Here is a 23,742-nt window from a genome sequence, read left to right as displayed (position 1 = left end):
TTGAAATTTTTAAAGCTGTTGTATCACCTTATCCAGCAGCAAATTAAAATCATCAGGCTTTTCTATCATAGGGTAATGCCCGGTAGCGTGGATGTTATAAATTTTGAAAGGTATCTTTTCTGCAACCATATGGGTGGTATCAACCGGGGTAACATCGCTGCCGATAACATACAGTTTTTTACCAGCCTGCTTCAATTTGGGGAGTTCATCAAAATTAACCGTGTTAGCCATGGATGCTATCGCGATAACCGAATCGGCATGGGCCACATCATTTAATACTCTATTGCGAACAGCCTGCGTGGTGGTTTTATAAAAAAGTGCCTGGTTAAAATAATCGGTAGCGGTTTTTACAAAATGTTGCTTCATTTGGGCCATGGCGGCTTCGTACTCTTTTTTATCCTTTTCGGTTAACTGGTACCCGGGATTTTTAAAGTTATCGATACCAACCAGGCCAATCACGCGGTCTTTATTGTCGATGGCCGATTGCAATACGATATCGCCCGACATGGAATGGCCGATCAGGATCACTTTTTTCAGATCCAGTTCTTTGATAACAGAATCTACATCCGAGGCGAACGCGTAAACATCCCACTTATCCCGGTTTTTGCCCGAATTGCCAAACCCTGCCAGATCCATCGCCACTACCCGGTAACGCTTGCCGAAATATTTAATTTGGTTGGCCCAGTAGCCTTTGTTAATGGCCCAGCCGTGCACAAACAGCAGGGTGGTATCGTTCTTGCCGGTATCGGTATAGGCAATATTTACGCTGTTATTGTGGATGGCTATTTTAGCGGGACTACTGCTTTGCTGCCCCTGCTGCTGATTATTTGAACAGGCACTTGCCAGACCTGCTGACAGGATAATGCATAGATAAGCTATTGACCTCATGGCGATGTTTTATGGTTTATTTATTAAAGTGCTTTAGTTCGATTTTTAAAGACGGTTATACCGCTTTCGGCAAATTCAAATAAAACGTAGTTCCCTTACCCCTCTCCGTTTCAAACCAGATCTTGCCACCCGCGTTCTCTATCGAGTTTTTCACAAAGGCCAGGCCTAAACCCGTTCCCGAACTTTTGGTAGTGAAGTTTGGCGCGAAGATCTTCTCGCGCAGGTTTTCGGGGATACCATTGCCATTATCGCCCACCATGATCAGCACATGGCCTGCATTAAATTTATGGCTGATCCGGATAACCCCGAGCCGTCCATCGGGTATCGCTTCAATGGCATTTTTAAGCAGGTTGTTAAAGCAGCGCAGCAACTGATCGCGGTCGGCACGGATCAGGAAGGCTTCTCCCGGTTCCATGTCGATAGTTACGTTATCCATCTGCTTAAAAATGATAACCGCCTGGTTAATAATATCAAACACGTTAAACTGTTCCAGCTTGGTATCGGGCATTTTGGCAAAGGCCGAAAACTCCGACGCGATGGACGACAGGCTTTCTATCTGCTCCACAAACGATTTGCTGAAGCGCTCAAACTTCTGATCGAATTTGGGGTCTTTATCTTTCCAGGCCTTATCTAACAGTTGCAAACCAAGTTTTAGCGGGGTAAGCGGGTTCTTTATCTCGTGCGCTACCTGCTTGGCCATTTCACGCCAGGCGGTCTCCCTTTCAGACTGGGCCAGTCGCTGGGCGCTATTCTCCAGTTGGGCTATCATTTTGTTGTATTCAGTCACCAGCGCGCCAATCTCGTCGTCGCGATCCCAAACGATCAGCTCGTTCTTTTGGCCGTAAATAGTTTTACTCAGGCTTTGCTGTATAAAGGTTAACGGCGCGGTGATTTGCCTTGCAATAACAATGGCAAACAAACCAATGGCGATAAATACCAGCGCGTAGATATTGATCATGGCATTCAGCAGGGCGCCTTTACGGTCGTTATATTCGCTTTCGTTGCTAAAATAGGGCAGTTGCAAATAAGCGGTTGTAACGTTAAACGAGTTGGTGATAGGTATATAGGCAGCTTTGTAGCTCAGGTCGCCTATTTTTTCATCGTTAAGAAAGATGGATTGCTGCAACTTGTTCATGGCGATATAAGCGCGGCGGTTCATGCGTCGGGCCAGCAGGTTATGATCGTATATCTTAGGCTGGGTGGTCAATAACGGGATACCCAGCTTATTGTATAAGGTAAGATCGGCTCGATAGGTACTGGCAAAATCGTTAAATTTTACCTGCCCGGCCGGGGTACTGGTAAAATCGCCCTGCTGCAAACCTTTTTCAAACACCGCGCCAATACGATTGATCTTCTCGCGGATGATATCGTTCTGCTGATCTTTATACTGCGTGCTGATGGATGAAAACGTGATGCCACCGATCAGCAATAAGGTAAATACCACAGTGAACACCACCGAGAATTGAATGCGGCTGCGGTACAATATTTTATCCATATTGATACGGAAGCCCCATTTTATTTGCTGGTTTTTGATGTTGAAGATGCGGATACGTGTCCACAGCCAGCTGGCAAAAACAACCACGCCGCTAAAGCTCAAAAGCGTGACAAAAAAGAAAGTAAGCGAAGTAACACCCTGTGCTATGGGGTCTTCCTCGCGGCTTACAACGATCATATTTCGCTCGCTGGCCTGGTAGATCATGTGGTTAATAACCGCCATGGGCTTGTACCATACATGTTCCACACGGGTTTTTTGGATCACAAATTTCCGTAAAGTGCCTTTCAGCACATTATTCTGACGCGGATAATTTACTTTTCCGCTTTGGTTCAAAAGGACATTGTCGCTGTAGAAAGCATAAGAATGATCTTTAAACGCTTCGTCCGATTTTCTTTCGCCATTTACCAGCAGATCGGGGAAGGTACTGCCGGCAAGTAATGGCTTGGCTACAAGCTGTATCACCAGCGTGCCCGACGATGCAGGATCATCGCCGCTTACCGGCAGCATGGCAAAATACGATTGCGACCCGAAGGTGTTATCGTGATAAAAGAAATCGGACACCTTTTTTACCGAGGTGTAAGCAACCTGATCTTTAAAATTGCCCAGCAGGTAGCCTTTGTCGCTGGTTATGGGTTCGCCGTTACCATCAAATGCATACACCTTTACTTCGTATTTACTCAAGTAGCCATCGAAGTAATTTTTTTGCAGTTTATTTTTCAGGTATTCATCGTTACGATCGCGCCCATGAAAATAATCGGTAGTAACCTTTGCGGTAAGTATATCGTGTTCTATACGGTGGAAAGTTGAATCGGCTATAGCATCGTCGGCAGTTTCCAGTTTCTGGGCCAGGCTTTGGCGCATGCTAAAATCCTTGATATCCTGGAAATGGTATAGTTTAACAGCCGAGATCAGCGCGCATATAGCCACCAGGCTTAAAAACGATGTAGCGTTCAGTTTGCCATCGGTATACCAGATATCGCGCCCGCGCAAAACAGTGAATAAACCTACCAATAGGTAAAACATGCTGGCATCCTTTAAAATAACGGTAATAAGGGTTGCCAGCAACACAAAGCCAATAAATATCCACAGTTTATGCGCGGCAGGGACGGGCAGGCGCCGGGTAACGATCAGTAGCGTATCATTAAGCAAATAGAACAATAAAAAGGTGAAGCACAGCATCAGCACACCTAACAGGCTGTATCCGGATAAATTAAATACGTTGGTAACATCAAAATTGATATGCGAATTGATGACCAGGCCGTAATAAAGAATTAAAAGCGCAGTAGCAAGCAGCATAATGCCCGCGCTGCAAATAACAACAATGGCATACGCGGCAGCCCTGCCCACCGGTTTACGCACTATTTTATGCCTGTGATGATATACAAAAGCAAAAAACCAGCAGGCCGACAGCAGGTTGATGCAAAAATCGCCAAGAGACGGAAAAACAATATTTGACGCGTACAGCGTGGGGCTAAATAACTCGAACGATCCTAAACCGGGCCAGGTATAGGCAATATTGATGTACCGTAACAGCACAATAAAAACACCCAAAACAGCAAATGATAAAAACGGGCGGCCTTTACCTGCTACATAGTTGCAGGTATTATGTATCAGCGTGCATAGCGAAAGGAAGCCCAGTAACCAAAAGATCACTTCTAAATAATAAAAACGATGGTTGATTTGCCCCGGCTTCAACTTTACCGAAAACAGGTAAGCTTTATTAAGCGATTTGACAGGATACACCTGCCTGTCGGTTACATCGGCAATATCTAAGTTATCATCCGTGAGCAAGCCTTTATCAATAGCATCGTGCAGGTATCGGTTTTGATAATAATAAATAGTTTTTACAGGTGTTAAAAACAGGGCTACAAAGTTGCCATCGGTTTTTTTAACCACATGATAATAGCCATTATCGAGGCGTGAGAAATTAATACCCTCATGAAATTGACCAGGGTCTGACGGCAGTGTTTTTACGCCCGACCAAAACGTGAGGTGCCTGTTAACGTAGGTACAAACCCATATGTGGTTATCGGTGGTAAAATCCTGTATAAAGGCAAGTGTTTGTGATTGATTGCCTGTATCCAATCGCTTCAGCCGCTTCATACCATCGGCCGACTTAAGGAATTTGTTGATATACGCCTCTTTATTGTTGAGGTTAGTTTGCAGCACGCCTGCCGTTTGATCAAGGTTAAAGCGGGGCGTAAAGGTATGTTTAACAACGATAGCTGTTAGCAGGAACGCGGCGCATACAATGGCCAGCAGGAAACGTATTTTTGCAGATGTACTCAAAAGAAAGCCGATAACGAACCGGTATATATTACCGGATATAAATTTATCATAAAAAACAAAAGCCGCTTTAGTTTGCGGCTTTTTAATTTATTTTTTATTCGGCGTCTGTTTGGGGCAGCGTGGCGCTTGAGGTGGCTACGCTGCGGTCGGCTTTTTTAACCAGGCCCTGCAGCACATTGCCCGGCCCAACTTCGGTAAATGAGGTGGCGCCATCCTGCAGCATGTGCAATACGGTTTGTGTCCAGCGCACCGGGCCTGTTAATTGCGCGATCAGGTTTTCCTTGATCTTCGCCGGATCGGTGTACGGTTTAGCGTCGATATTTTGGTAAATAGGGCAAACCGGGGCTTTTATTTCGGTAGCCTCGATAGCTGCGGCTAACTCTACCCTGGCCGATTCCATCAACGGCGAGTGGAACGCGCCACCCACATTAAGTTTCAGCGCGCGCTTAGCGCCTGCTTCCAGCAATAATTCGCAAGCCTTATCAACACCGGCAATGCTGCCAGATATTACCAACTGACCCGGGCAATTATAGTTGGCCGGAACTACCACATCGCTTACGCGATGGCAAATATCTTCCACCGTAAAATCATCCAAACCTAAAATTGCCGCCATGGTTGATGGCTGCAATTCGCAGGCTTTTTGCATAGCGTTGGCGCGGGCAGCCACCAGGCGCAGACCGTCCTCAAAGTTCAATGCCCCGGCTGATACCAGTGCAGAAAACTCGCCCAGCGAATGACCGGCAACCATCTCTGGTTGAAAATCGGCACCCAAAGCCTTAGCTAAAATTACCGAATGCAAAAAGATAGCCGGCTGGGTAACTTTGGTTTCCTTTAGTTCTTCGTCTGTACCTTCAAACATTACATCGGTAATGCGGAAACCCAGTATATCGTTAGCCTGCTCAAATAAGGCTTTTGCTTCTTCATTTTGTTGATAAATATCCTTGCCCATGCCCACAAACTGTGCGCCTTGTCCCGGGAAAATGTATGCTTTCATTTTAGTTAAATTGGTTGATTAAGTGAGTAGTTGATTTAGTTTATTGTGTTGGATTAAGTGAATAGTTGCAAACAGAACTACTCACCTAATCAACCGCTCACCTAATCAACTTAATTTACTCGAAATTAGGTTAAGAAATTCAGCCCTTGTTTTTTCCTGCAAAAAGCCACCGGTAAATGCCGATGTGGTGGTTACCGAGTTTTGTTTTTGTACGCCGCGCATGCACATGCACAGGTGGCGGCATTCCATTACCACGCCAACGCCTACCGGCTGCAGGGTTTCCTGTATGCAATCGCGGATCTCGTTGGTCAGGCGTTCCTGTACTTGCAGGCGACGGGCATAAACATCCACCACACGCGGAATCTTGCTCAGGCCCACCACATGCCCATTAGGGATGTAAGCAATATGCGCCTTCCCAAAAAATGGCAGCATATGGTGCTCGCACATCGAGTAAACTTCAATATCCTTTACCACTACCATTTGGCTGTATTCTTCCTTAAACAGGGCCGAACCCAGTATCTGCTTGGCATCCAGATCGTACCCCTGGGTAAGGAACAGCATGGCCTTGGCAATACGCTCGGGCGTTTTCAGCAGGCCTTCACGTTTAGGGTCCTCGCCTATCTGCGCTAAAATGTCTTCGTAATGTGCCGACAGCTTTGCTATCATTTCGGGATTGTAACGATCTATCTTCAGATAGCCGTTCATTTCATCATCCTCGTCATCGGGCATGTAAGGTGTAACGGTCATAATGGTTTATCCGCCAAAATATTCGGCGCTGTTGTTCTCGGTTTCGTAAAGTTTGATCGAGTGCAAAAAAACACCCTCATGAGCCTCGATAGGGCCTTTCAACTGGTTAAATATCTCGATGCAAAGTATCTCTGTCGATGCCATTTTGCCTTTCATAAAAGGCACATCAAGGTTTATATTCTTATGATCCAGCTTTTCAATTACGTTGGTGTTGATAATTACCTTTAATTCTTTCAGGTCTATCAGGTAGCCGGTTTCGTAACTAATGTTGCCTTTTACGGTTACAAACAGGTTATAGTTATGCCCGTGCCAGTTGGGATTGGCGCATTTGCCAAATACTTCAGCGTTTTTTTCGGCGCTCCATTCATCGCGGTACATCCGGTGTGCGGCGTTGAAGTGTTCTTTGCGCGTCATGTATATCATCATAGCAATAATTGGCTGCAAATATACTAAAACAAAAACAGCACTATTGTTTTTATATTAGCATACAATTTTTACCATGAAGATACTGATAGTTGCAGCCACCCAAGGCGAGATAGCACCTTTGTTTTCAGCCTCAAGCCTCAAGCCAGAAGTCTCAAGCCAGGAAACAGGCTTAGAACTTCAAACCCAGGACTTACGACTTTTAACTACCGGCGTGGGTATGGTAGCTACCGCCTTTTCGCTGGGCAGGCATTTGGCACAAAACCAGTACGACCTGGCCATTAACCTGGGCATTGCCGGCAGTTTTGCCCGCAGCCTTAACCTTGGCGAAGTAGTGGAAGTAACCACCGATATGCTGGCCGAACTGGGCGCAGAGGATGACGAGGATTTTTTACCTATCGATCAGCTTGGGTTTGGCGAGAGTGTTTTTACGGCCAGCACTACCCTCTCGGGCATATTTAATCATAATGCAATTGATGGCGCCGACCTGTTATTAAAACAAACAACCGGCATTACCGTAAATACCGTGCACGGCAACGAGCAAGCCATCCGCAAGGTAACCAGCCGCCTGAACCCGCAGGTAGAAAGCATGGAGGGCGCGGCCTTTTTTTATGCCTGCCGTAAAGCGGGTGTGCCTTGTCTGCAGATCAGGGCAGTGTCAAATTATGTAGAAAAGCGTAACCGCGACAGCTGGCAGATAGGTTTGGCCATTAAAAATCTCAATACATTTGCCGATGCGCTTTTGCAAAGGCTGGCCACCATAAAATAATACCGATCCAAAGGTGGCTTACCGGCATTAACAGCTACAAAGTATCAATATGCTACAAGAAACCTTGCGAAAACTTTTTGCCCGCGACCTTAACAAGCTAAAAGCTGAGATAGCGCAATATCCCGACGAACCATCTGTTTGGGTCATCGACGGGCATATCGCCAATTCGGCCGGGAACCTTTGTTTGCACTTGATAGGTAACCTGAATACTTATATAGGTGCCGAACTTGGCGGTACCGGCTACATCCGCCATCGCGACCTGGAGTTCTCGCTGAAAGACGTCCCATCCGAAGAACTTATCCACCAGATAAACGATACCATCAGCATAGTTGACACAACTTTAAGCCAATTAAGTGATGATCAGCTTGCCGCGGAATACCCGCAAATAGTGCTGAACGAACAAAGAACATCTACCGAGTATTTTTTAATTCACCTGTCAACTCACCTGGCCTATCATTTAGGGCAGGTAAATTATCACCGACGACTACTGACCCTATGAAACTAACCCTCGGCTTTTCGCCCTGCCCTAACGATACTTTTATCTTCGATGCCCTGATCCACCACAAAATTGATACCGAAGGATTAGACTTTGAAGTGCATTACGAGGACGTGGAAACCCTTAACCAGAAAGCCTTTCGCGGCGAACTGGATGTTACCAAACTCAGCTACCATGCTTTTGCCTACGTGGCCAATAAATATGTGCTGCTGGATAGCGGCAGCGCCCTGGGTTTTGGTGTGGGGCCATTGTTGATATCAAAAAAAGAGATTTCGGTTAATGACCTAAAAAACAACCCCGCTTACAAAATAGGCATACCCGGCAAGTACACTACTGCTAATTTCCTGTTAGGCTTAGCTTTTCCCGAAGCTACCAATAAAGAGGTACTGGTATTCTCAGATATTGAAAACGCCGTGCTGGATGACCGGGTGGATATTGGCCTCATCATCCACGAAAACCGCTTTACCTACCAGGATAAGGGCCTGAAGAAGATCATCGACCTGGGCGACTATTGGGAAAAACAAACCGGCTGCGCCATCCCGCTGGGTGGTATTGTGGCTAACCGTAATTTACCTGCCGATGTTTTACAAAAGCTGAACCGGGTATTACGCAAATCGGTAGAGTTCGCGTTCGCTAACCCCAAATCGGGGCTGGAGTTTATCCGTAGCCACGCGCAGGAGATGAGCGAGGAAGTGATGTATAAGCACATTGATCTGTATGTGAACCAGTACTCGGTTGAGTTGGGTACCGAGGGCCGCAAGGCTATACAACTGATGTTTGATACGGCCTTGGAAAAGGGGATCATCCCAGCTTTGAGTTCGGATATATTTTTAACGTAATTCCGTTATTGTCATACGATAGAGCCGGGGAGGATGCGCGGCGGGGCGAAAGAGAAATTTTATAAGTGCAGCCGGCTGCACTTATAAAATTTCTCACTATCGTTCGAAATGACAAGAAGATAAAAGGCTTACTTCAAGCCCTTAGCGCCCGCCACCACATCTTCAGTCTTGGGCACTTTATCAAAACCTTTTACCCATTTACCTTTGCTATCGTACATGGCAATGTATGGGGTGGTATGTACGTCGTAATAATCCTGCACTTTTTTGGTATAACCTTCGGTGCCGATAATAAAGTTGGCAAAGTCCTTCAACCCATAATCACGGCGAAACTCCTTAATTGCACGGATATCCCATTTTAACGACCAGGTGATCATTACAAACTGCACATTTTTTAATTCGTTAAACTTAGGCTTCATCTCATACATCATACGCTGGCAATGGCTGCAATCGGGCGAAAAGTAGATGATCACCACCGGCTTCCCCTTATGTAGATCGGCCGGGGTTACCCAAACACTATCGGTAGTTAAAATACGATAATCAGGGATGGGGCGTGGCTTTACGGGTGCACCCGGTGCTTCTTCCTGTACTTGGGCAGTTTGCTGCTTTGTGCCGCTATCTGGTTTCGTTTTTGTATTAGCATCGGTCTTCTGCGCATTGGTACAGCTGATGAAAGTTGCTAAGGCTAATAAAAGGAGTATTCGTTTCATGGGTTTGTATATCAGTTTTTAATAAAGGTATGCTATCTAAATCAGGCTTCCAACATTTCGGTTTGCCAGGCAATATGTTCTTCGGTTATCGGGTATAAGGCGTTGTGGCGGATGCTTTGATAAACTGCTTCGAACAGATGCGTGTAATCTCCCTTTAACGATGGCACCATTTCCGTATGTTTCTTTCCGTCCATATCTGCAAGCACCAGTTTGCCTTCGCAGTTGGTTGGTTCTTGTCCGTATGCAGGGTCGGTTGGCATCATGCCTTTGTCCAACTGCTCCTCCTGCATATCGCAGCGGTTTTTAATAAAACTACCCAACGAGCCATGTACCACGAATGATGGCAGCGGCTCGGGGATCAGCAAGCCCGATGTTAAATATACATTCAGTTGGTTGGGGTATGATAACTGAATGCTGAAATAATCGATCACCTCCGAATTTTCACGGTGATTAGCTATAACCTTATGGAACGACAATGGCCTGCCAAACAGGCTGATGACCTGATCTATCAAATGCGGGCCAAGATCGTATACCAAACCATTGGTCCCCATGCCGGCATCTTCCTTAAACTTCTTCGGGCTTAATATTGGTTTATACCTGTCGAACCGGAAACTGATCTCTACCGGCTTACCCAGGCGACCGCTTTCCAGTACTTGTTTTACGGCTAAAAAATCGCTGTCCCAGCGGCGGTTTTGGTAAACAAATACCTGTTTACCAACCTCGCGGGCTAAATCGTACAAAGCCTTTACTTCTGCAACCGTGCGCGTGGTAGGTTTTTCTATCAGCACATGCTTGCCGGCTTTTAACGCTTTGGTAGCCAGATCGAAATGCGTATGGTTGGGGGTGTTGACTACGATGAGTTCTATTTCGGCGTCGTTCAGCAATTCATCGATGCTATCGTAACTAATAATACCCGGGTAATGCGCGGCCATAACCTTTTTGCTACGCTCGGTAACGGCTTTTAGTTTAAAGCCGGGATGCGTACTTAAAAACGGCGCGTGAAATATACGGCCCGACATGCCGTAGGCCATTAAACCGGTTACAATAGGTGCTGCCATAGATATGCAATTATACGATTTTGTGTGTTGTGCGGGAAAAGATTTTTTGGATCAGATCCGGTTCTCTCCCACGGGGAGGGGTGCGATGGGATGTGAGGTGGCAGGGAGGGGTTTAACCACTATGGGATATAATATAAACCCCTCCCCACACCCTCATAGTGGGCTATCGTGTGGACACATTTATTAATAGCTTGTCATTTCGACGAACCTGGGAGGGGATGCGCGGTTGCGTGAGGAGAAATCTTATACAAAATGCTTGTCGCACGTATAAGATTTCTCACCCTTGCCCTACTATTCCCTCCCTCCAGGGGTTCGAAATGACAAATTGTACTTATTATCCACACGATAGCACCGTGGGAGGAAATCGCCCACCACTTGTTTTGCTGGGGCTACAAACAGCAAACGGGGCAGCTCTTTCAAGCCACCCCGTTCCAACAGGTGTTAGATTGTTGGGCTCTATCTTTACTTCATACCGGCTTTAATGCTTTCGATGTGTTGCAGGTGCATTTTTATGGTCGGCAGGGTTTTATCTACAAAAGCTTTCAGGTCAGGATCCTTTGCGTTTTTCGATTCATCCTCGAACATGCTGATAGTCTTTTTATGGCCATCTACCATAGCATCAACATAAGCCTTATCAAAATCGGCGCCGTTCTTCTTGTTCAGGTCGTCCATTTCTTTTTGCTTATCGTTGCTGATGGTGCTGGGCAGGGTGATGTTTTTGCTTTTGGCCAGGGCCATTAGTTCGTCGTTGGCTTTGCCATGGTCCATTACCATCATATCGGCAAATTCTTTCACTTTGGCGTTGGTGCTTTTTGTTTGAGCCAGCTTGGCTACGGCCACTTCGGTCATACCGCCGTTGGCCGCGGCTACGGCAAAATCGGCATCGGCATTGTCTACGTTAATTACAGCTGTTTTAGCGGTACTGTCGGCCTTGCTGCTGTCAACCTTGGCAGCATTGGCGCTGTCGGCCTTGTCGGTGCTTGATGTGTTGCTGCTGCCGCAGCCCTGGATAATCCAGGCCGCGCACAATAGCACGAATAAATAATTTAGCTTTTTCATGGTGTTTGTGATGTTTATACATTAACTACAAAAACCATGTTTTTAAGTTTTAATTAATTAAACTTTACTTAATTAACCATAGCATTTTAATCCGAGCTGTCTTCAATATGATCTAACTGCCATGATTCGCCCTTGCGTTTAAAGAAATAAACCGTATGTATGCCGGTATCCTCTACCTGGTACAGCACATGCATTTCGTTAGGGCTGTTATAAATCTTTTTCACGATCAGGCCTTTTGTCTTCGTTCTTGAAAAATGCCAGTCCTTTCTTTCTATTACTTTAACCGAGTCGACCTTATCAGCATCGGCCCCATCTGTTTTATAAATAATTTTTAACGGGAATTTTACCCGCAATAAATAGGTCGCCTCGTCATTCTCAAATCTCTTAAAGAACGTATCGAAATCTTCAATCAATAATTGGGTTGATTTGACCGCAGGATTTTTATAAGTAAGGCTATCCGCCTGCTTTTGAGTTTTAGTAGTTTGATTACACGCACATAATACCCCTGCGGATATCAGCAGTATCGCTGGTTTTAGAGACATTGGTTATAGATTGACATCTGCAATATCGCTATTTCTCCGCAAAGGACAAGGTTGAATCTTAACCTCTCACCTGCCCATCACCGCGCACTACCCATTTATAGCTGGTTAGTTCGGCAAGGCCCATGGGGCCGCGGGCATGCAGTTTTTGGGTGCTGATGCCTATCTCGGCACCCAGGCCAAACTGCGCGCCATCGGTAAAGGCGGTGGATACGTTAGCATATACCGCGGCGGCATCGACAGAGTTCAGGAAGGTTTCGATATTGGCCGCATCTTCCGATACGATAGCCTCGCTGTGTTTAGAGCTGTATTGGTCGATATGTTCTAACGCTTCCGTCGAAGTGCATACCGTTTTAATAGCCATTTTTAGCGATAGGAACTCCGTACCAAAATGCTCGGGCAGTGCCGGATGTAGCAGGCTTTCCGGATAATGCCCGCTTAATGCGGCACAAGCTGCTTCATCGGCAAATATTTCTACCTGTTTATCCGCCAACGGCGCGGCTATCTCGGGTAATTGGGCCAACAGGTTTTGATGGACTATCAGGCAATCCAACGTATTACAAACGCTTGGCCGGCGGGTTTTGGAGTTAAAAACAATGGCTTTCAGCTTATCAATATCAGCGCTTTCGTCGGCATAGGTATGCACAATGCCTGCGCCTGTTTCAATTACCGGTACCCGGCTGTTTTGCCGCACAAAATTGATCAGTCCCTGGCTGCCACGGGGTATCAATACATCCACATAACCTACAGCATTCAGCAAAGCTTCGGTGGCTTCACGCTCGGCGGGGAGCAATATAGCAGCATCAACATTAATCCGGTTATCGGAAAGCACATGATGGATCACCTCAATAATTGCTTTGTTAGAGAACTCCGCGTCGCTGCCACCTTTTAGTACCGCCACGTTGCCGGTTTTAAAGCAAAGGGAAAATACATCGAAGGTAACATTGGGTCGCGCCTCGTAAATTACGCCTACCACCCCCATCGGTACTCGCACTTTAGATATCTGCATCCCATTGGGCATTGTTTTTTCCGATAGCAGTTCGCCTATAGGGTTTTGCAGCGCGGCCACGTTGCGTATTTCAGTAGCGATATCGGCAATGCGCTGTGGGGTAAGTTTCAGGCGGTCGTATTTGGGGTCGGCGGGGTCCATGCGGTCCAGGTCCTTTTGGTTTTCGGCCAGCAGGATATCGGTGTATGATTCTGCCGCGTCGGCCAGATCGAGCAGTACCTGATCTATGGTGGCTTTATCCAGCCCGGTTATGCGGCGACCGGCTTTTCGCGCGTTCTCAAAATAGTTTTGGTAGCCCATGGCTTATGCGTTTAAGTAAAGATAATCGTAATGTACCAGCGGGCGTTGTTTCTTTTGGCCAATGCGTTCGCGGGCTTTGTCCGAGCCGTATTCGGCTATGCCAACGCCAATTTGTTTGCCACTTTCGTCCACCAGTTTAATGATATCACCTTTCTGGAAATCGGCCATGATGGCCGTAACACCTACCGGCAGCAAACTGGTGGCCTTAGCCGACGTTAGCACCGTTTTTGCCCCCTCATTAACCTGCACCACGCCCTTGGCAAAGTTTTGCGAGTGCGCTATCCACTTCTTTTTGCCCGATGTGTTTTTACTGGGGATAAATTTGGTGTGTTTAGCTTTCCCGGCTAAAATATCAGTGAGGATATTATCGCGGGTGCCGTTACCAATATGCACGGCAATGCCCAGCTGCGCCACCTTTTGCGCCATATTGCTTTTGGTTAGCATCCCGCCACGACCAAACGACGAACGCGACGAGGTAACGAATGAAGCGAAGTTACCAGTCTGCCCGTCAATCTCTTCTATCACATGGCTTTCCGGGCTTTTGGGGTCGCCGTTGTAAAGGCCATCTACATTGCTTAAAATAATAAGTGCCTGCGCGTTCAGCATCGATGCTATCAGTCCGGCCAGTTCATCATTATCGGTAAACATCAATTCGGTAACCGATACCACATCATTCTCGTTCACCACCGGGATAACGCCGTGCTGCAGCAAGATCTCCAAACAGTTTTTCATGTTCAGGTAATGCATGCGGTCGCGAAAATCCTCTTTGGTAACCAGCACCTGCGAACACAGCATCTGGTAAACATCAAATAAATGCGCGTAGGTGTTGATCAGTTTCACCTGGCCTATGGAGGCCAGTAACTGCCGTGCGGCAACGGCATTCACCCTTTCATCAATACTGATGAGGCTGCGACCCGAAGCCACCGCGCCCGATGATACCAGGATCACTTCCTTTCCGGTTTTTTTTATGGCGGCCACCTGGTCTACCAAATGGCTGATGCGCGCCGCATCCGGCAATCCATTGCTTTGTGTAAGCACGTTGGAGCCTATTTTAATAATGATGCGCTGGTAGTTATTTGCCATAGTAGTATTACAGGCTGCTAATATAAGGCTTTGCTTTTAAATACGACTAAAACAGTAGGGATTAACATCTTATCTTCTGCATAGCAATGAGTTTGAAACCCCACCGCTATAGTTCCATATCATTTACATACCTTTATCTTAATGAAAAAACTTCTGCTGCCCTTATTGCTCCTCCTTGCCGCCTGCCGAAGCAAACCGGCTACTGTGGTAAACATCGTACCGGATAAAGCGTATGGCATGATAAAAGCAACTGGCCTGCCTGTGTATATGCTTAACGGCATTCAGCGCGATAGCTTACCCGTGGATGCCTGGCAAAACCTGTTGCTTGTTTGCAAGATGCCTGCCGATACCGACCTGCGCAATTATCAACCGGCCATTAAGGGTAAATATGGCATTAGCAGTGGCGCCATCACCTTCACTCCCGATACGCCTTTTAAAGCCGGGCAAACCTATTTTGCACGCTATTATCATTACGACGATAAGATCAGCGGCTTAGACCTGGTACTGCATCGCCGCGAGACCGGAAAGGCCACCTATACCGAATTGATTTTTAAGTATTAAGGCATTGAAATTTAAAAAAAATCACTATATTTGCATTTAATAACAGGAAGAGGGGGCTATAGTCCCCTCTTTTATTTTGCCGAAATAACGGTTATGGATTTAGAAAAGAAAGTAAGGGAACTGGCCGAAGAGAAGATAGTCGAGATTGCAAGGCCGGATATTTTTGTGGTGGATGTGAAGGTGAGCGGCAACAAGGTGGTAATACTACTTGATGGCGACCGCGGGGCCGGTATAGACGAATGCGCCCAGGTGAGCCGCTACGTTGGCTTTAAGCTGGAAGAAGGCGAACTGATTGCCGATGCTTATAACCTTGAGGTATCGTCGCCGGGTATTGATACGCCGCTGATGCTGGTGCGTCAATATACCAAAAACATCGGCCGCACGGTATCCGTTAAAATGCCTGATGGCACTAAACGCGAAGGTAAATTACTGGCAGTTAACGATAACGACATTGTAATAGAAGAAAAAATAAAAGAAAAAGGGAAAAAGGCCGCGCTTGTTGAGGCCGCCATCCCGATGGAGCAGATAACGGAAATAAAAGTTTTAATATCATTCAAATAAAATGAGCAGTATTAATTTAATAGAGTCTTTCCAGGAGTTTAAAGACTTTAAAAACATCGACCGCCCGACCATGATGAGTGTGCTTGAGGATGTTTTCAGGAGCATGATCAGGAAGAAATATGGTACCGACGAGAATTGCGACGTAATTGTGAACACGGACAATGGTGACCTGGAAATTTGGCGCACGCGTATGGTAATGGAAGATGGCTTTAGTGAGGATGATGACCTGGAAATTGAACTGGCCGAGGTGAATAAAATTGATCCGGACCTGGAAGTTGGCGACGAGTATGTAGAGCTGATCACTTTAGAAAGCTTTGGCCGCCGCGCTATTTTAGCTGCACGCCAAACGCTGGTATCTAAAATTTTAGAATTAGAGAAAGACGAGATCTTCAAAAAATATAAAGACCGTGTAGGCGAAGTTGTTACCGGCGAGGTTTACCAGGTTTGGAAAAAAGAAACCCTGGTACTGGACGATGAAGGCAACGAGCTTTTATTACCAAAGACCGAGCAGATCCCGGCCGACTACTTTAAAAAAGGCGACCATGTGAAGGCCGTTGTGCACAAGGTAGATATGATGAACAGCAACCCTAAGATCATCATTTCGCGTACAGCCCCTGAGTTTTTACAGCGCCTATTCGAGCAGGAAGTACCGGAAATTTTTGACGGTTTGATCACTATCAAAAAGATCGTTCGTGAACCGGGTGAGCGTGCTAAGGTGGCTGTTGAATCTTACGACGACCGTATTGACCCGGTAGGCGCCTGCGTGGGCATGAAAGGTTCGCGTATACACGGTATCGTTCGCGAGTTGAAGAACGAAAATATCGACGTGATAAACTATACCAACAATATTCAGTTATATATCCAGCGTGCTTTATCGCCGGCCAAGATCACCTCTATTAAACTGGATGATGAGAAAAAAACGGCCGCGGTATACTTAAAACCCGACCAGGTATCACTGGCTATCGGGCGTGGCGGACACAACATTAAACTGGCAGGCAAGTTAACCGGCTATGAAATTGATGTTTACCGCGAAGCCGGCGAGAACGAGGAAGATGTGGATATAGAAGAATTTTCAGACGAGATTGATGGTTGGATCATCGACGAATTTAAACGCATTGGCCTGGACACAGCCAAGTCTGTACTGGCCCTTAGCGTTGGCGAATTGGTTAAACGTACCGACCTTGAAGAAGAAACCATTAAAGAAGTGTTATCAATTCTTCAGGCAGAGTTCGAATAAAGATGATTTACCAATTAAAAAATCGTATTTTTGCATAAAATAAGACGAGAAAAACTATTAAATGTCAGAAGACAAATCAATAAAATTAATAAAAGCGGTAAAAGAGCTTAACATTGGTATGGGTACCATTGTCGACTTTTTGGCTACAAAAGGTTATAAGGTTGAAAAGCAACCGATGGCCAAGCTGGATGGCGACATGTACACTGCCCTGTTGAAGGAATTTGCTGCCGATAAAATTATTAAGGAGGAAGCCAAGCAGATCAACATCGGCAAGATACGCCGTGAGGATGTGGTTGAGCCAACACCGCACAAACCTTTTGAAAACACCCGTTCCAAAGATTTTGAGAACGAGGAGATCCTGATCAAAAACACAGGCCACAGCGCGCCTGCTTTTGAAAAGCCAAAACCACAGGAGCAACGCAACGAGGCCTCATTGCCCGGCGTTACCGTTGTGGGTAAAATTGACCTGGATAACTTAGGCAAAAAGGTTGAAGAAAAACCTGCCGCTGCCGAAGCGCCAAAACCAGAACCGGTTGCTCCCGCAGCACCGAAAGCTGAAGAAAAACCGGTAGTTGCCGAAACTCCGAAACCAGAGCCGGTTGCTCCGGCGGCACCAAAGGTTGAAGAAAAACCAGTAGTTGCCGAAACTCCGAAACCGGAGCCGGCTGCCCCGGCAGCACCAAAGGTTGAAGAAAAACCGGTAGTTGCCGAAGCGCCAAAACCTGCCGCACCAGTTGCGCAAACACCGCCTGCACCTGCCGCCCCGGCTGCGGCCGAAGAACCGGAAACCGACGAAGTGATCCGTGCCCGCGCCCAGCGCTTAAGTGGCCCGAATATCATTGGTAAGATCCAATTGCCGGTAGATCCGTCAAGGCGTAATCCTATCGCGTCGTCATCTAACCCTAACAGCAATGCCGACCATAAGCGCAAACGTAAGCGCAAAGAAGGCGGCGGCCCACAGGGACAAGGTGGCAACCAGCAGCAAGGCGGTGGCCAGCAGGGCCAGGGTGGTAACAGGCCCGATAACCGTGGCGGTGTTAAACCAACAACCAACACACCGGGCCGTCCTGATTTCAGGAACCGTACACCAATAACTAATGCGCCGTCGGGCCCTAAAGAGGAACCATCGGAAAAAGAGATACAAGACCAGATCAAGGCTACACTTGCCCGTTTAAGCGGCGCAGGTAAATCGGGTAAATTCGCGCAGCGTGCCAAATTCCGCCGCCAGAAACGTGATGACGTAGCTGCATCGGCCGAGGAGGAAGCACTGGAACGCGAACTGCAATCCAAGGTACTGAAGGTTACCGAGTTTGTAACCGCAAACGAACTGGCATCGATGATGGATGTACAGGTTACGCAGATCATCAGCACTTGTATGAGTTTGGGCATGTTCGTATCCATTAACCAGCGTTTGGATGCCGAAACCCTAACCATTGTTGCCGACGAGTTTGGTTATGAAGTAGAGTTTGTTAAACCGCAGGACGAAGAGGCCAACCTTGACGAAGAGGATGCACCGGAAAGCTTAATTGCACGTGCGCCTATTGTAACCATTATGGGCCACGTTGACCACGGTAAAACATCATTGCTCGATTTTATACGCAAAACCAACGTAATAGCCGGCGAGGCGGGTGGTATCACCCAACACATCGGTGCTTACGATGTGGCTTTGGAAGATGGCCGTAAGATCACCTTCCTGGATACACCGGGCCACGAAGCGTTTACCGCTATGCGTGCACGTGGTGCCCAGGTAACAGATATTGTTATCATTGTTATTGCTGCCGATGACAGCGTGATGCCACAAACCCGCGAGGCCATTAACCACGCGCAGGCTGCCGGTGTGCCGATCATCTTCGCCTTTAACAAAATGGACCGCCCGGGTGCTAACGCCGATAAGATCCGCGAACAATTATCAGGTATGAACATCCTGGTTGAAGAGTGGGGTGGTAAATACCAAACCCAGGAAATTTCGGCCAAGCAGGGTATGAACATCGACCTGTTACTTGAAAAAGTATTGCTTGAAGCCGAATTGTTAGAACTGAAGGCTAACCCTAACAAACGTGCCGTTGGTACCGTTATAGAGGCTGCCCTTGATAAAGGCCGTGGTATTGTTACCACCATCCTGGTACAAGCTGGTACGCTAAAAGTGGGGGATCCGATATTAGCTGGTTGTTATAGCGGCCGTGTTAAGGCCTTAACCAATTCCCGTGGCCAGCGGATAGATAAAGCGGGCCCGTCTATCCCGGTACAGGTACTGGGTATGCAGGGCGCGCCTACCGCGGGCGATAAGTTCAACTCGCTGGAAAGCGAGGTTGAAGCACGTGAGATAGCCAACAAACGCCTGCAATTACAACGCGAACAAGGCCTGCGTACGCAGAAACACATCACACTTGATGAGATCGGTCGCCGTTTAGCTATCGGTAACTTCAAGGAGCTGAACATCATTGTAAAAGGCGACGTGGATGGTTCTATCGAGGCATTGTCTGACTCGTTACTGAAACTGTCTACCGACCAGATACAAGTGAACATCATATCGAAGGCCGTAGGTCAGATATCCGAATCAGACGTATTGCTGGCTTCGGCGTCAGATGCGATCATCATCGGCTTCCAGGTACGCCCATCAGGCGGTGCCCGCAAACTGGCCGAGCAGGAGCAGATAGATATCCGCCTGTATTCGATCATCTACGATGCGATAAACGAGATTAAAGCCGCGATGGAAGGTATGCTTGCACCAACGTTTGAAGAGAAGATTGTTGCTAACGTAGAGATACGCGAAACCTTCAAAATTACCAAAGTTGGTACCATTGCAGGTTGTATGGTGCTGGATGGCAAGATCACCCGTAACAGCAAGATCCGTATCATTCGCGATGGCGTAGTAGTTTACACCGGCGAACTGGCATCACTGAAACGTTATAAAGACGACGTGAAAGAAGTAAACGCCGGTTACGAGTGCGGTCTGAACATCCAGAACTTCAACAACATTGAAGTGGGCGACATTGTAGAAGCTTACGAAAATGTGGAAGTGAAAAGGAAGTTATAAGGCGAAAGCTTAAAGGTAAAAGTCGAAAGGTTTTACCGCATATAAAACGAATAAAGGCGCTCGATTGAGCGCCTTTATTCGTTTTATATGCTTCACTGGCTTCAGTTTACAACTGAAGCCTACAGATAAAAGGAAGTCTGAGACTTCCGGGCAAACGCAAGTCACAGACTTGCTGTCATCGGGGGCTTCAGTTGTAAACTGAAGCCGGTGTTTGGGATCAAATGATCGCATTTCTGCATTTTATAGCCCTTTGTCATTGAGGAGCAAGTGCGCGGGGATGTGTAATGGAGCGACGCGGCAATCTCATAGGCAGGTTCTCGTTGCTTCTCCTATGAGATTGCCACGCTGTCGCCCGCAATGACAAGATGTTTATTATAATGGGTAACTACTTCGACGAAAGAATATACATCGGGTGCACATCATCGCCAAAGCCGGGTTTGTTATAGGTGATCATTATCCGGAAAACGCCGCTCCTATCCATCATACGCAAGTTACGGGCAGTAACCGTTTTGCCCTGCTGCCCCTCTTTACGGTAGATGATCTGGTATTGCTTGTTTTCCTTAGCCGCTAAAACGTTTACCATCGAATCGACGGTTGCCTTATCTTCAAAAACCCGGGTACGCATTGGGTCGAAGTTGAGGTCGCTGTTATATAACATGTAGGTAAGCGTATCGCCGGGGGCCTTACTGCGGATAACCTGGGCATAGCTTTTAGTGCCGAACAAGCCGGTTAGCATGGCTGCTATGGCCAGTACTTTTATTTGTTTGGTTGATGTTAAACGGAAGATTTTCATAGCTGGCTGTTTAAGTCTATATACTATAAACCAGCAAACGGGTAATTGTGTTGACAGGGGGGCAAAAAAGCGGGCAACCACAACATCGTGAGCGGTAGCGAGCACTCCCAAGCTGCTCTGCTTTTGGCGCAGACTCACCCCGACAACGCTACGCTGGTCGGCCCTCTCTTCGCTGCGCGGAAAGAAGGCAGGAGTTGTATCGGATATGTAATGTAGAAAATCCTATTTCCCTCTTTCCGCGCAGCGGAGAGAGGGTGGTCGAGCGAAGCAACGACCGGGTGAGTCTGCACATCATGTTGAGTGATAAAATCCGCGGATTTTAAAGGTGTAATGACATTATCTTTGCAGGGCCGTGCAGTTTGGCCGACTATGTTATAGTGCATATTGCCGGTTGTTGAGTATGGTTCTGAAACAAGGAGTCTAAGGGTATGGTACGATACTAATGTATTTGTCCGATGGGTAGCCTGTCTTTTCTTTATACTCCTTTAGGTACGGCTTATTATATCATACATCATCAGAATGGAAAAGATGCATTATCATGCAGCCGGGATAGATATCGGTTCGCGCAAGGTATTTGTTGGATTGGAAGACAGTCCGGTACGCTGGTTTGAGACCTTTACCAGCGATTTAGAACTACTTAAGGATTACTTGCTTGAGCACCAGTAACTACTGTAGCGATGGAGGCGATGGGCGTTTACTGGTACCTGCTTTACGATATCCTTTTAGATGCAGGCTTAGATGTTTGGCTGGTGGATGGTCGCCAGACACGACAACTGCCCGGTAGAAAGACGGATGTTAAGGATTGCCAGTGGATACAGCAGTTGCATAGCTATGGTTTATTAAATCGCTGTTATATGTCTGAGGGATAGGTTAAGGAACTGCGCAGCTATCAGCGCTTACGTGAGGATCATCTTCGAAGCGGGGCGATGCATGTGCAACACATGCAAAAGGCGCTGATTGGTATGAATATTCGCCTTACGGAAGTGTTAAGCCAGATGCATGGCGTAAGTGGGATCGCGCTGATCGAAGCTATTTCGGCAGGAGAGCGGGATACAGAGAAGCTGGTTGCCCTATGCCATTCAAAAGTACGGGAAAACAAATGCGAAGAGTTGCGTAAAGCTTTAAAGGGCCACTATACTCCGCAAGGTCTTTTTTCACTAAATCAAACGTTGAAAGCTTATCAGTTTTATCAGGAACAAATATTTGAATGCGACCGTCAAATAGATGCTACGCTTCAAAAAATCAATAGAGACAAAAGTCTTCTGCCCGGATCCGGCTCGGGGAAACGGAAACCTATCCGTCATAATAAACCAAATGTTGATGACCTGGGTGATCATTTACTAAAGATCTTTAATGGACGGGATGCCACCAAACTTCCTGGTTTCACTGATTACAACTGGCTTGGCTTATCACCCGGACAAAACAACTCCGGTAAAAAGAACAAAAATAAAAACAAGGGTAAGCTTGCCGTTGGACAGATATTCAAACAAATGGCCCATGGATTGCTCAACAGCAAATACATCGGCTGGGGTGCCTTTGCCAGGCGCCTCAGGGGACGCAAAGGCCCGGCAGTCGCTATAAAAGCTACTGCCAGGAAACTTGCTGCCCAATATTAGCGGTTGATTTTTAAAGAGAGTGAATTAGTCGAAAAGTGAATGGATGCTTATCAAAACATCCTAATCCAACAGAAAAAGAGACACTTAGAAAAACTTGCCTTTGAAATGAACATGGAACTTATTCCTGCTTAGCGGATTATGTCATGGGTAGCCAATGGGGCTTAGCTTGTCGGTGCAACGCGGCAATCTCGTCGCTTTCCTCTGCATACTACGAGATTGCCACGTTATTACTCAATGACAAATTTTTAGATTTGGTAAAACCTATTTTATACTATATCCCACCAACTCCGTGTCAGACAACGGCCCGGCAGGTGTTTTAGCGTAAATGCCGACCATCCCTACACCTTTCGCTATATAAAAATCATACGTCAGTGTAGTTTGGTACGCGTTATTGATCTTGTATTGGATCTCGGCCCAGGTATGTATCACATTGGTATAGGTTTTACCAAGGATGGTTTTGCTGATTCCTTTTTCAACCATAGTGGTTTTTATCTGTACCTGCGCGGCGGTGCCGGGTATGCTGGCGGTGGTTGTCCAGGTGGCGCCGGCATCAAGGCCGGCATTTAAGTAGGGCAGCGTAAAGCTTTCGCCGTTGCCAACGGTTTCATCAACCTGGCGGATGCTGTACACATGCTCGTTATAGCCAAAAAAGGCGTTCTCGGTTTCGGTGCCGGTAGTTGATTTGGCCAGGTGAAAGGTCTTGTTGTCCATGTAATACAGGCCATCGGTCATGGTGATGGTGCTGTTCTCTACCTCGGTGCCATTATTGGTACCCGGTATGTGTACCGATGTTTGGTATTGCCAGGTGGATCCTTTGGCAAAAGACTGGTAATCGCCACCGGTTATTTCCTCGCCGGGTTTGGTGTTGATGACATCTTTAGTACAAGCCGAAAATAAAACAGCTACGATTGCGGTTAAGGTTAAAAATTTGTTTTTCATTGTGTTTAAGAAATAAGACGGCATCCCGCCGTTTTTGATTAAATAAATTATTAATTGTATCAATAACCCGGGAGCAGTGCAATGCCGCCGGATAATTTGAATGCATTGACGAAAATGATAACCAAAACGTTACACTCGCCTGGTAGTTTATTTTCAATAGGGGATTTTCGCATATTGTAAACTACGCCTTCCACCCTAAATCATCCCTACAAAAAGCCGCCTGCAAAACCGATCCATGCAGAACAGGATAGGGCCTTTTCCACAACACACCACAATGGGTTTAAAACCTTAAAAAATTAGGTT

The 23,742-nt window shown here is 46.7% G+C and carries 23 protein-coding genes; 10 read left to right on the top strand and 13 right to left on the bottom strand.

The annotated features are described in order from the left end of the window. Positions 1-9: 9 nt before the first annotated feature. The 5 genes from HQ865_RS23235 to HQ865_RS23215 form a co-directional block, all read right to left on the bottom strand. Complete coding sequence (locus tag HQ865_RS23235; RefSeq protein ID WP_173417200.1) at positions 10-888, bottom strand: alpha/beta fold hydrolase; 879 nt, start codon at positions 886-888, stop codon at positions 10-12. Positions 889-943: 55 nt separating this feature from the next. After that, complete coding sequence (locus tag HQ865_RS23230) at positions 944-4,672, bottom strand: sensor histidine kinase (protein ID WP_173417199.1); 3,729 nt, start codon at positions 4,670-4,672, stop codon at positions 944-946. Between the two features lie 94 nt (positions 4,673-4,766). Then, complete coding sequence (fabD, locus tag HQ865_RS23225) at positions 4,767-5,666, bottom strand: ACP S-malonyltransferase (RefSeq protein ID WP_173417198.1); 900 nt, start codon at positions 5,664-5,666, stop codon at positions 4,767-4,769. A 105-nt stretch (positions 5,667-5,771) separates the two neighbouring features. Then, positions 5,772-6,413: a GTP cyclohydrolase I FolE gene (gene folE / locus HQ865_RS23220; protein WP_173417197.1), complete on the bottom strand. Its 642-nt coding sequence runs from the start codon at positions 6,411-6,413 to the stop codon at positions 5,772-5,774. A gap of 6 nt (positions 6,414-6,419) precedes the next feature. Next, entirely contained in the window at positions 6,420-6,836 is a 417-nt protein-coding gene (locus tag HQ865_RS23215; protein WP_173417898.1) for a 6-pyruvoyl trahydropterin synthase family protein, read from the bottom strand. Positions 6,837-6,912: 76 nt separating this feature from the next. Here HQ865_RS23215 and mqnB point away from each other — a divergent pair, with 76 nt between their 5' ends. Genes mqnB through HQ865_RS23200 form a run of 3 tightly spaced genes read left to right on the top strand, consistent with a single transcriptional unit; the run spans position 6,913 to position 8,940 of the window. Then, positions 6,913-7,605, top strand: a complete 693-nt coding sequence (mqnB, locus tag HQ865_RS23210; protein WP_173417196.1) for a futalosine hydrolase — start codon at positions 6,913-6,915, stop codon at positions 7,603-7,605. A 49-nt stretch (positions 7,606-7,654) separates the two neighbouring features. Further along, positions 7,655-8,104: a DUF1572 family protein gene (locus HQ865_RS23205; protein ID WP_173417195.1), complete on the top strand. Its 450-nt coding sequence runs from the start codon at positions 7,655-7,657 to the stop codon at positions 8,102-8,104. After that, entirely contained in the window at positions 8,101-8,940 is an 840-nt protein-coding gene (locus HQ865_RS23200; protein WP_173417194.1) for a menaquinone biosynthesis family protein, read from the top strand. The genes HQ865_RS23205 and HQ865_RS23200 overlap by 4 nt, the downstream gene beginning before the upstream one ends. Before the next feature lie 128 nt (positions 8,941-9,068). On the opposite strand, the gene HQ865_RS23195 is transcribed toward HQ865_RS23200, so the two are convergent. The 6 genes from HQ865_RS23195 to proB all read right to left on the bottom strand — a co-directional run bounded on the left by HQ865_RS23195 (position 9,069) and on the right by proB (position 14,695). Beyond that, positions 9,069-9,647, bottom strand: coding sequence for a TlpA family protein disulfide reductase (locus HQ865_RS23195; RefSeq protein ID WP_173417193.1), 579 nt, complete (start codon positions 9,645-9,647; stop codon positions 9,069-9,071). 41 nt (positions 9,648-9,688) lie between these two features. Beyond that, positions 9,689-10,705, bottom strand: coding sequence for a Gfo/Idh/MocA family oxidoreductase (locus tag HQ865_RS23190; protein ID WP_173417192.1), 1,017 nt, complete (start codon positions 10,703-10,705; stop codon positions 9,689-9,691). A gap of 462 nt (positions 10,706-11,167) precedes the next feature. Further along, positions 11,168-11,764 carry a DUF4142 domain-containing protein gene (locus HQ865_RS23185; protein WP_173417191.1) on the bottom strand — a complete coding sequence of 199 codons (597 nt, stop codon included), beginning with the start codon at positions 11,762-11,764 and terminating at the stop codon, positions 11,168-11,170. A gap of 86 nt (positions 11,765-11,850) precedes the next feature. Then, complete coding sequence (locus HQ865_RS23180) at positions 11,851-12,306, bottom strand: hypothetical protein (RefSeq protein WP_173417190.1); 456 nt, start codon at positions 12,304-12,306, stop codon at positions 11,851-11,853. Between the two features lie 58 nt (positions 12,307-12,364). After that, complete coding sequence (locus HQ865_RS23175; protein ID WP_173417189.1) at positions 12,365-13,612, bottom strand: glutamate-5-semialdehyde dehydrogenase; 1,248 nt, start codon at positions 13,610-13,612, stop codon at positions 12,365-12,367. A 3-nt stretch (positions 13,613-13,615) separates the two neighbouring features. Beyond that, on the bottom strand, positions 13,616-14,695 hold the full coding sequence (proB, locus tag HQ865_RS23170) for a glutamate 5-kinase (protein ID WP_173417188.1): 1,080 nt from the start codon (positions 14,693-14,695) through the stop codon (positions 13,616-13,618). A 141-nt stretch (positions 14,696-14,836) separates the two neighbouring features. Here proB and HQ865_RS23165 point away from each other — a divergent pair, with 141 nt between their 5' ends. The 4 genes from HQ865_RS23165 to infB all read left to right on the top strand — a co-directional run bounded on the left by HQ865_RS23165 (position 14,837) and on the right by infB (position 20,091). Further along, positions 14,837-15,256, top strand: coding sequence for a hypothetical protein (locus HQ865_RS23165; RefSeq protein ID WP_173417187.1), 420 nt, complete (start codon positions 14,837-14,839; stop codon positions 15,254-15,256). Positions 15,257-15,349: 93 nt separating this feature from the next. After that, positions 15,350-15,817 (top strand): ribosome maturation factor RimP, encoded by a 468-nt coding sequence (locus tag HQ865_RS23160; protein ID WP_173417186.1) that lies wholly within the window; start codon positions 15,350-15,352, stop codon positions 15,815-15,817. 1 nt (position 15,818) lies between these two features. Continuing rightward, entirely contained in the window at positions 15,819-17,054 is a 1,236-nt protein-coding gene (gene nusA, locus HQ865_RS23155) for a transcription termination factor NusA (RefSeq protein WP_173417185.1), read from the top strand. Positions 17,055-17,115: 61 nt separating this feature from the next. Beyond that, positions 17,116-20,091, top strand: a complete 2,976-nt coding sequence (gene infB / locus HQ865_RS23150) for a translation initiation factor IF-2 (RefSeq protein WP_173417184.1) — start codon at positions 17,116-17,118, stop codon at positions 20,089-20,091. A 385-nt stretch (positions 20,092-20,476) separates the two neighbouring features. Here the strand turns inward: infB and HQ865_RS23145 are convergent, their stop codons facing one another. Continuing rightward, positions 20,477-20,884 (bottom strand): hypothetical protein, encoded by a 408-nt coding sequence (locus HQ865_RS23145; RefSeq protein WP_173417183.1) that lies wholly within the window; start codon positions 20,882-20,884, stop codon positions 20,477-20,479. Between the two features lie 519 nt (positions 20,885-21,403). Here HQ865_RS23145 and HQ865_RS23140 point away from each other — a divergent pair. From HQ865_RS23140 to HQ865_RS23130, 3 genes are all read left to right on the top strand, one after another. Next, positions 21,404-21,550, top strand: coding sequence for a hypothetical protein (locus tag HQ865_RS23140; protein ID WP_173417182.1), 147 nt, complete (start codon positions 21,404-21,406; stop codon positions 21,548-21,550). Between the two features lie 11 nt (positions 21,551-21,561). Then, positions 21,562-21,753, top strand: a complete 192-nt coding sequence (locus HQ865_RS23135) for an IS110 family transposase (RefSeq protein ID WP_173417181.1) — start codon at positions 21,562-21,564, stop codon at positions 21,751-21,753. Positions 21,754-21,825: 72 nt separating this feature from the next. Then, positions 21,826-22,500 carry a hypothetical protein gene (locus tag HQ865_RS23130; protein ID WP_173417180.1) on the top strand — a complete coding sequence of 225 codons (675 nt, stop codon included), beginning with the start codon at positions 21,826-21,828 and terminating at the stop codon, positions 22,498-22,500. Positions 22,501-22,761: 261 nt separating this feature from the next. Here the strand turns inward: HQ865_RS23130 and HQ865_RS23125 are convergent, their stop codons facing one another. After that, a complete protein-coding gene (locus HQ865_RS23125; protein ID WP_173417179.1) occupies positions 22,762-23,439 on the bottom strand; it encodes a hypothetical protein in 678 nt (225 codons plus the stop codon). Positions 23,440-23,742: the final 303 nt, after the last annotated feature.

It is taken from the genome of Mucilaginibacter mali (assembly GCF_013283875.1).
Classification (GTDB): domain Bacteria; phylum Bacteroidota; class Bacteroidia; order Sphingobacteriales; family Sphingobacteriaceae; genus Mucilaginibacter; species Mucilaginibacter mali.
Note: the sequence above shows the minus strand (reverse complement) of the source record. Positions and strands in the feature narration are given on the sequence as shown.

What these genes read in the sequence shown, in the direction of transcription:
- folE (WP_173417197.1), bottom strand. Translation starts at nt 6,413, where the DNA reads ATGACCGTTACACCTTACATGCCCGATGACGAGGATGATGAAATGAAC.
- HQ865_RS23215 (WP_173417898.1), bottom strand. Translation starts at nt 6,836, where the DNA reads ATGATATACATGACGCGCAAAGAACACTTCAACGCCGCACACCGGATG.
- HQ865_RS23205 (WP_173417195.1), top strand. Translation starts at nt 7,655, where the DNA reads ATGCTACAAGAAACCTTGCGAAAACTTTTTGCCCGCGACCTTAACAAG.
- HQ865_RS23195 (WP_173417193.1), bottom strand. Translation starts at nt 9,647, where the DNA reads ATGAAACGAATACTCCTTTTATTAGCCTTAGCAACTTTCATCAGCTGT.
- HQ865_RS23165 (WP_173417187.1), top strand. Translation starts at nt 14,837, where the DNA reads ATGAAAAAACTTCTGCTGCCCTTATTGCTCCTCCTTGCCGCCTGCCGA.
- mqnB (WP_173417196.1), top strand. Translation starts at nt 6,913, where the DNA reads ATGAAGATACTGATAGTTGCAGCCACCCAAGGCGAGATAGCACCTTTG.
- infB (WP_173417184.1), top strand. Translation starts at nt 17,116, where the DNA reads ATGTCAGAAGACAAATCAATAAAATTAATAAAAGCGGTAAAAGAGCTT.
- HQ865_RS23175 (WP_173417189.1), bottom strand. Translation starts at nt 13,612, where the DNA reads ATGGGCTACCAAAACTATTTTGAGAACGCGCGAAAAGCCGGTCGCCGC.
- HQ865_RS23145 (WP_173417183.1), bottom strand. Translation starts at nt 20,884, where the DNA reads ATGAAAATCTTCCGTTTAACATCAACCAAACAAATAAAAGTACTGGCC.
- HQ865_RS23235 (WP_173417200.1), bottom strand. Translation starts at nt 888, where the DNA reads ATGAGGTCAATAGCTTATCTATGCATTATCCTGTCAGCAGGTCTGGCA.
- HQ865_RS23135 (WP_173417181.1), top strand. Translation starts at nt 21,562, where the DNA reads ATGGAGGCGATGGGCGTTTACTGGTACCTGCTTTACGATATCCTTTTA.
- HQ865_RS23185 (WP_173417191.1), bottom strand. Translation starts at nt 11,764, where the DNA reads ATGAAAAAGCTAAATTATTTATTCGTGCTATTGTGCGCGGCCTGGATT.
- HQ865_RS23190 (WP_173417192.1), bottom strand. Translation starts at nt 10,705, where the DNA reads ATGGCAGCACCTATTGTAACCGGTTTAATGGCCTACGGCATGTCGGGC.
- HQ865_RS23125 (WP_173417179.1), bottom strand. Translation starts at nt 23,439, where the DNA reads ATGAAAAACAAATTTTTAACCTTAACCGCAATCGTAGCTGTTTTATTT.
- proB (WP_173417188.1), bottom strand. Translation starts at nt 14,695, where the DNA reads ATGGCAAATAACTACCAGCGCATCATTATTAAAATAGGCTCCAACGTG.
- HQ865_RS23200 (WP_173417194.1), top strand. Translation starts at nt 8,101, where the DNA reads ATGAAACTAACCCTCGGCTTTTCGCCCTGCCCTAACGATACTTTTATC.
- HQ865_RS23160 (WP_173417186.1), top strand. Translation starts at nt 15,350, where the DNA reads ATGGATTTAGAAAAGAAAGTAAGGGAACTGGCCGAAGAGAAGATAGTC.
- fabD (WP_173417198.1), bottom strand. Translation starts at nt 5,666, where the DNA reads ATGAAAGCATACATTTTCCCGGGACAAGGCGCACAGTTTGTGGGCATG.
- nusA (WP_173417185.1), top strand. Translation starts at nt 15,819, where the DNA reads ATGAGCAGTATTAATTTAATAGAGTCTTTCCAGGAGTTTAAAGACTTT.
- HQ865_RS23180 (WP_173417190.1), bottom strand. Translation starts at nt 12,306, where the DNA reads ATGTCTCTAAAACCAGCGATACTGCTGATATCCGCAGGGGTATTATGT.
- HQ865_RS23130 (WP_173417180.1), top strand. Translation starts at nt 21,826, where the DNA reads ATGCAAAAGGCGCTGATTGGTATGAATATTCGCCTTACGGAAGTGTTA.
- HQ865_RS23140 (WP_173417182.1), top strand. Translation starts at nt 21,404, where the DNA reads ATGGAAAAGATGCATTATCATGCAGCCGGGATAGATATCGGTTCGCGC.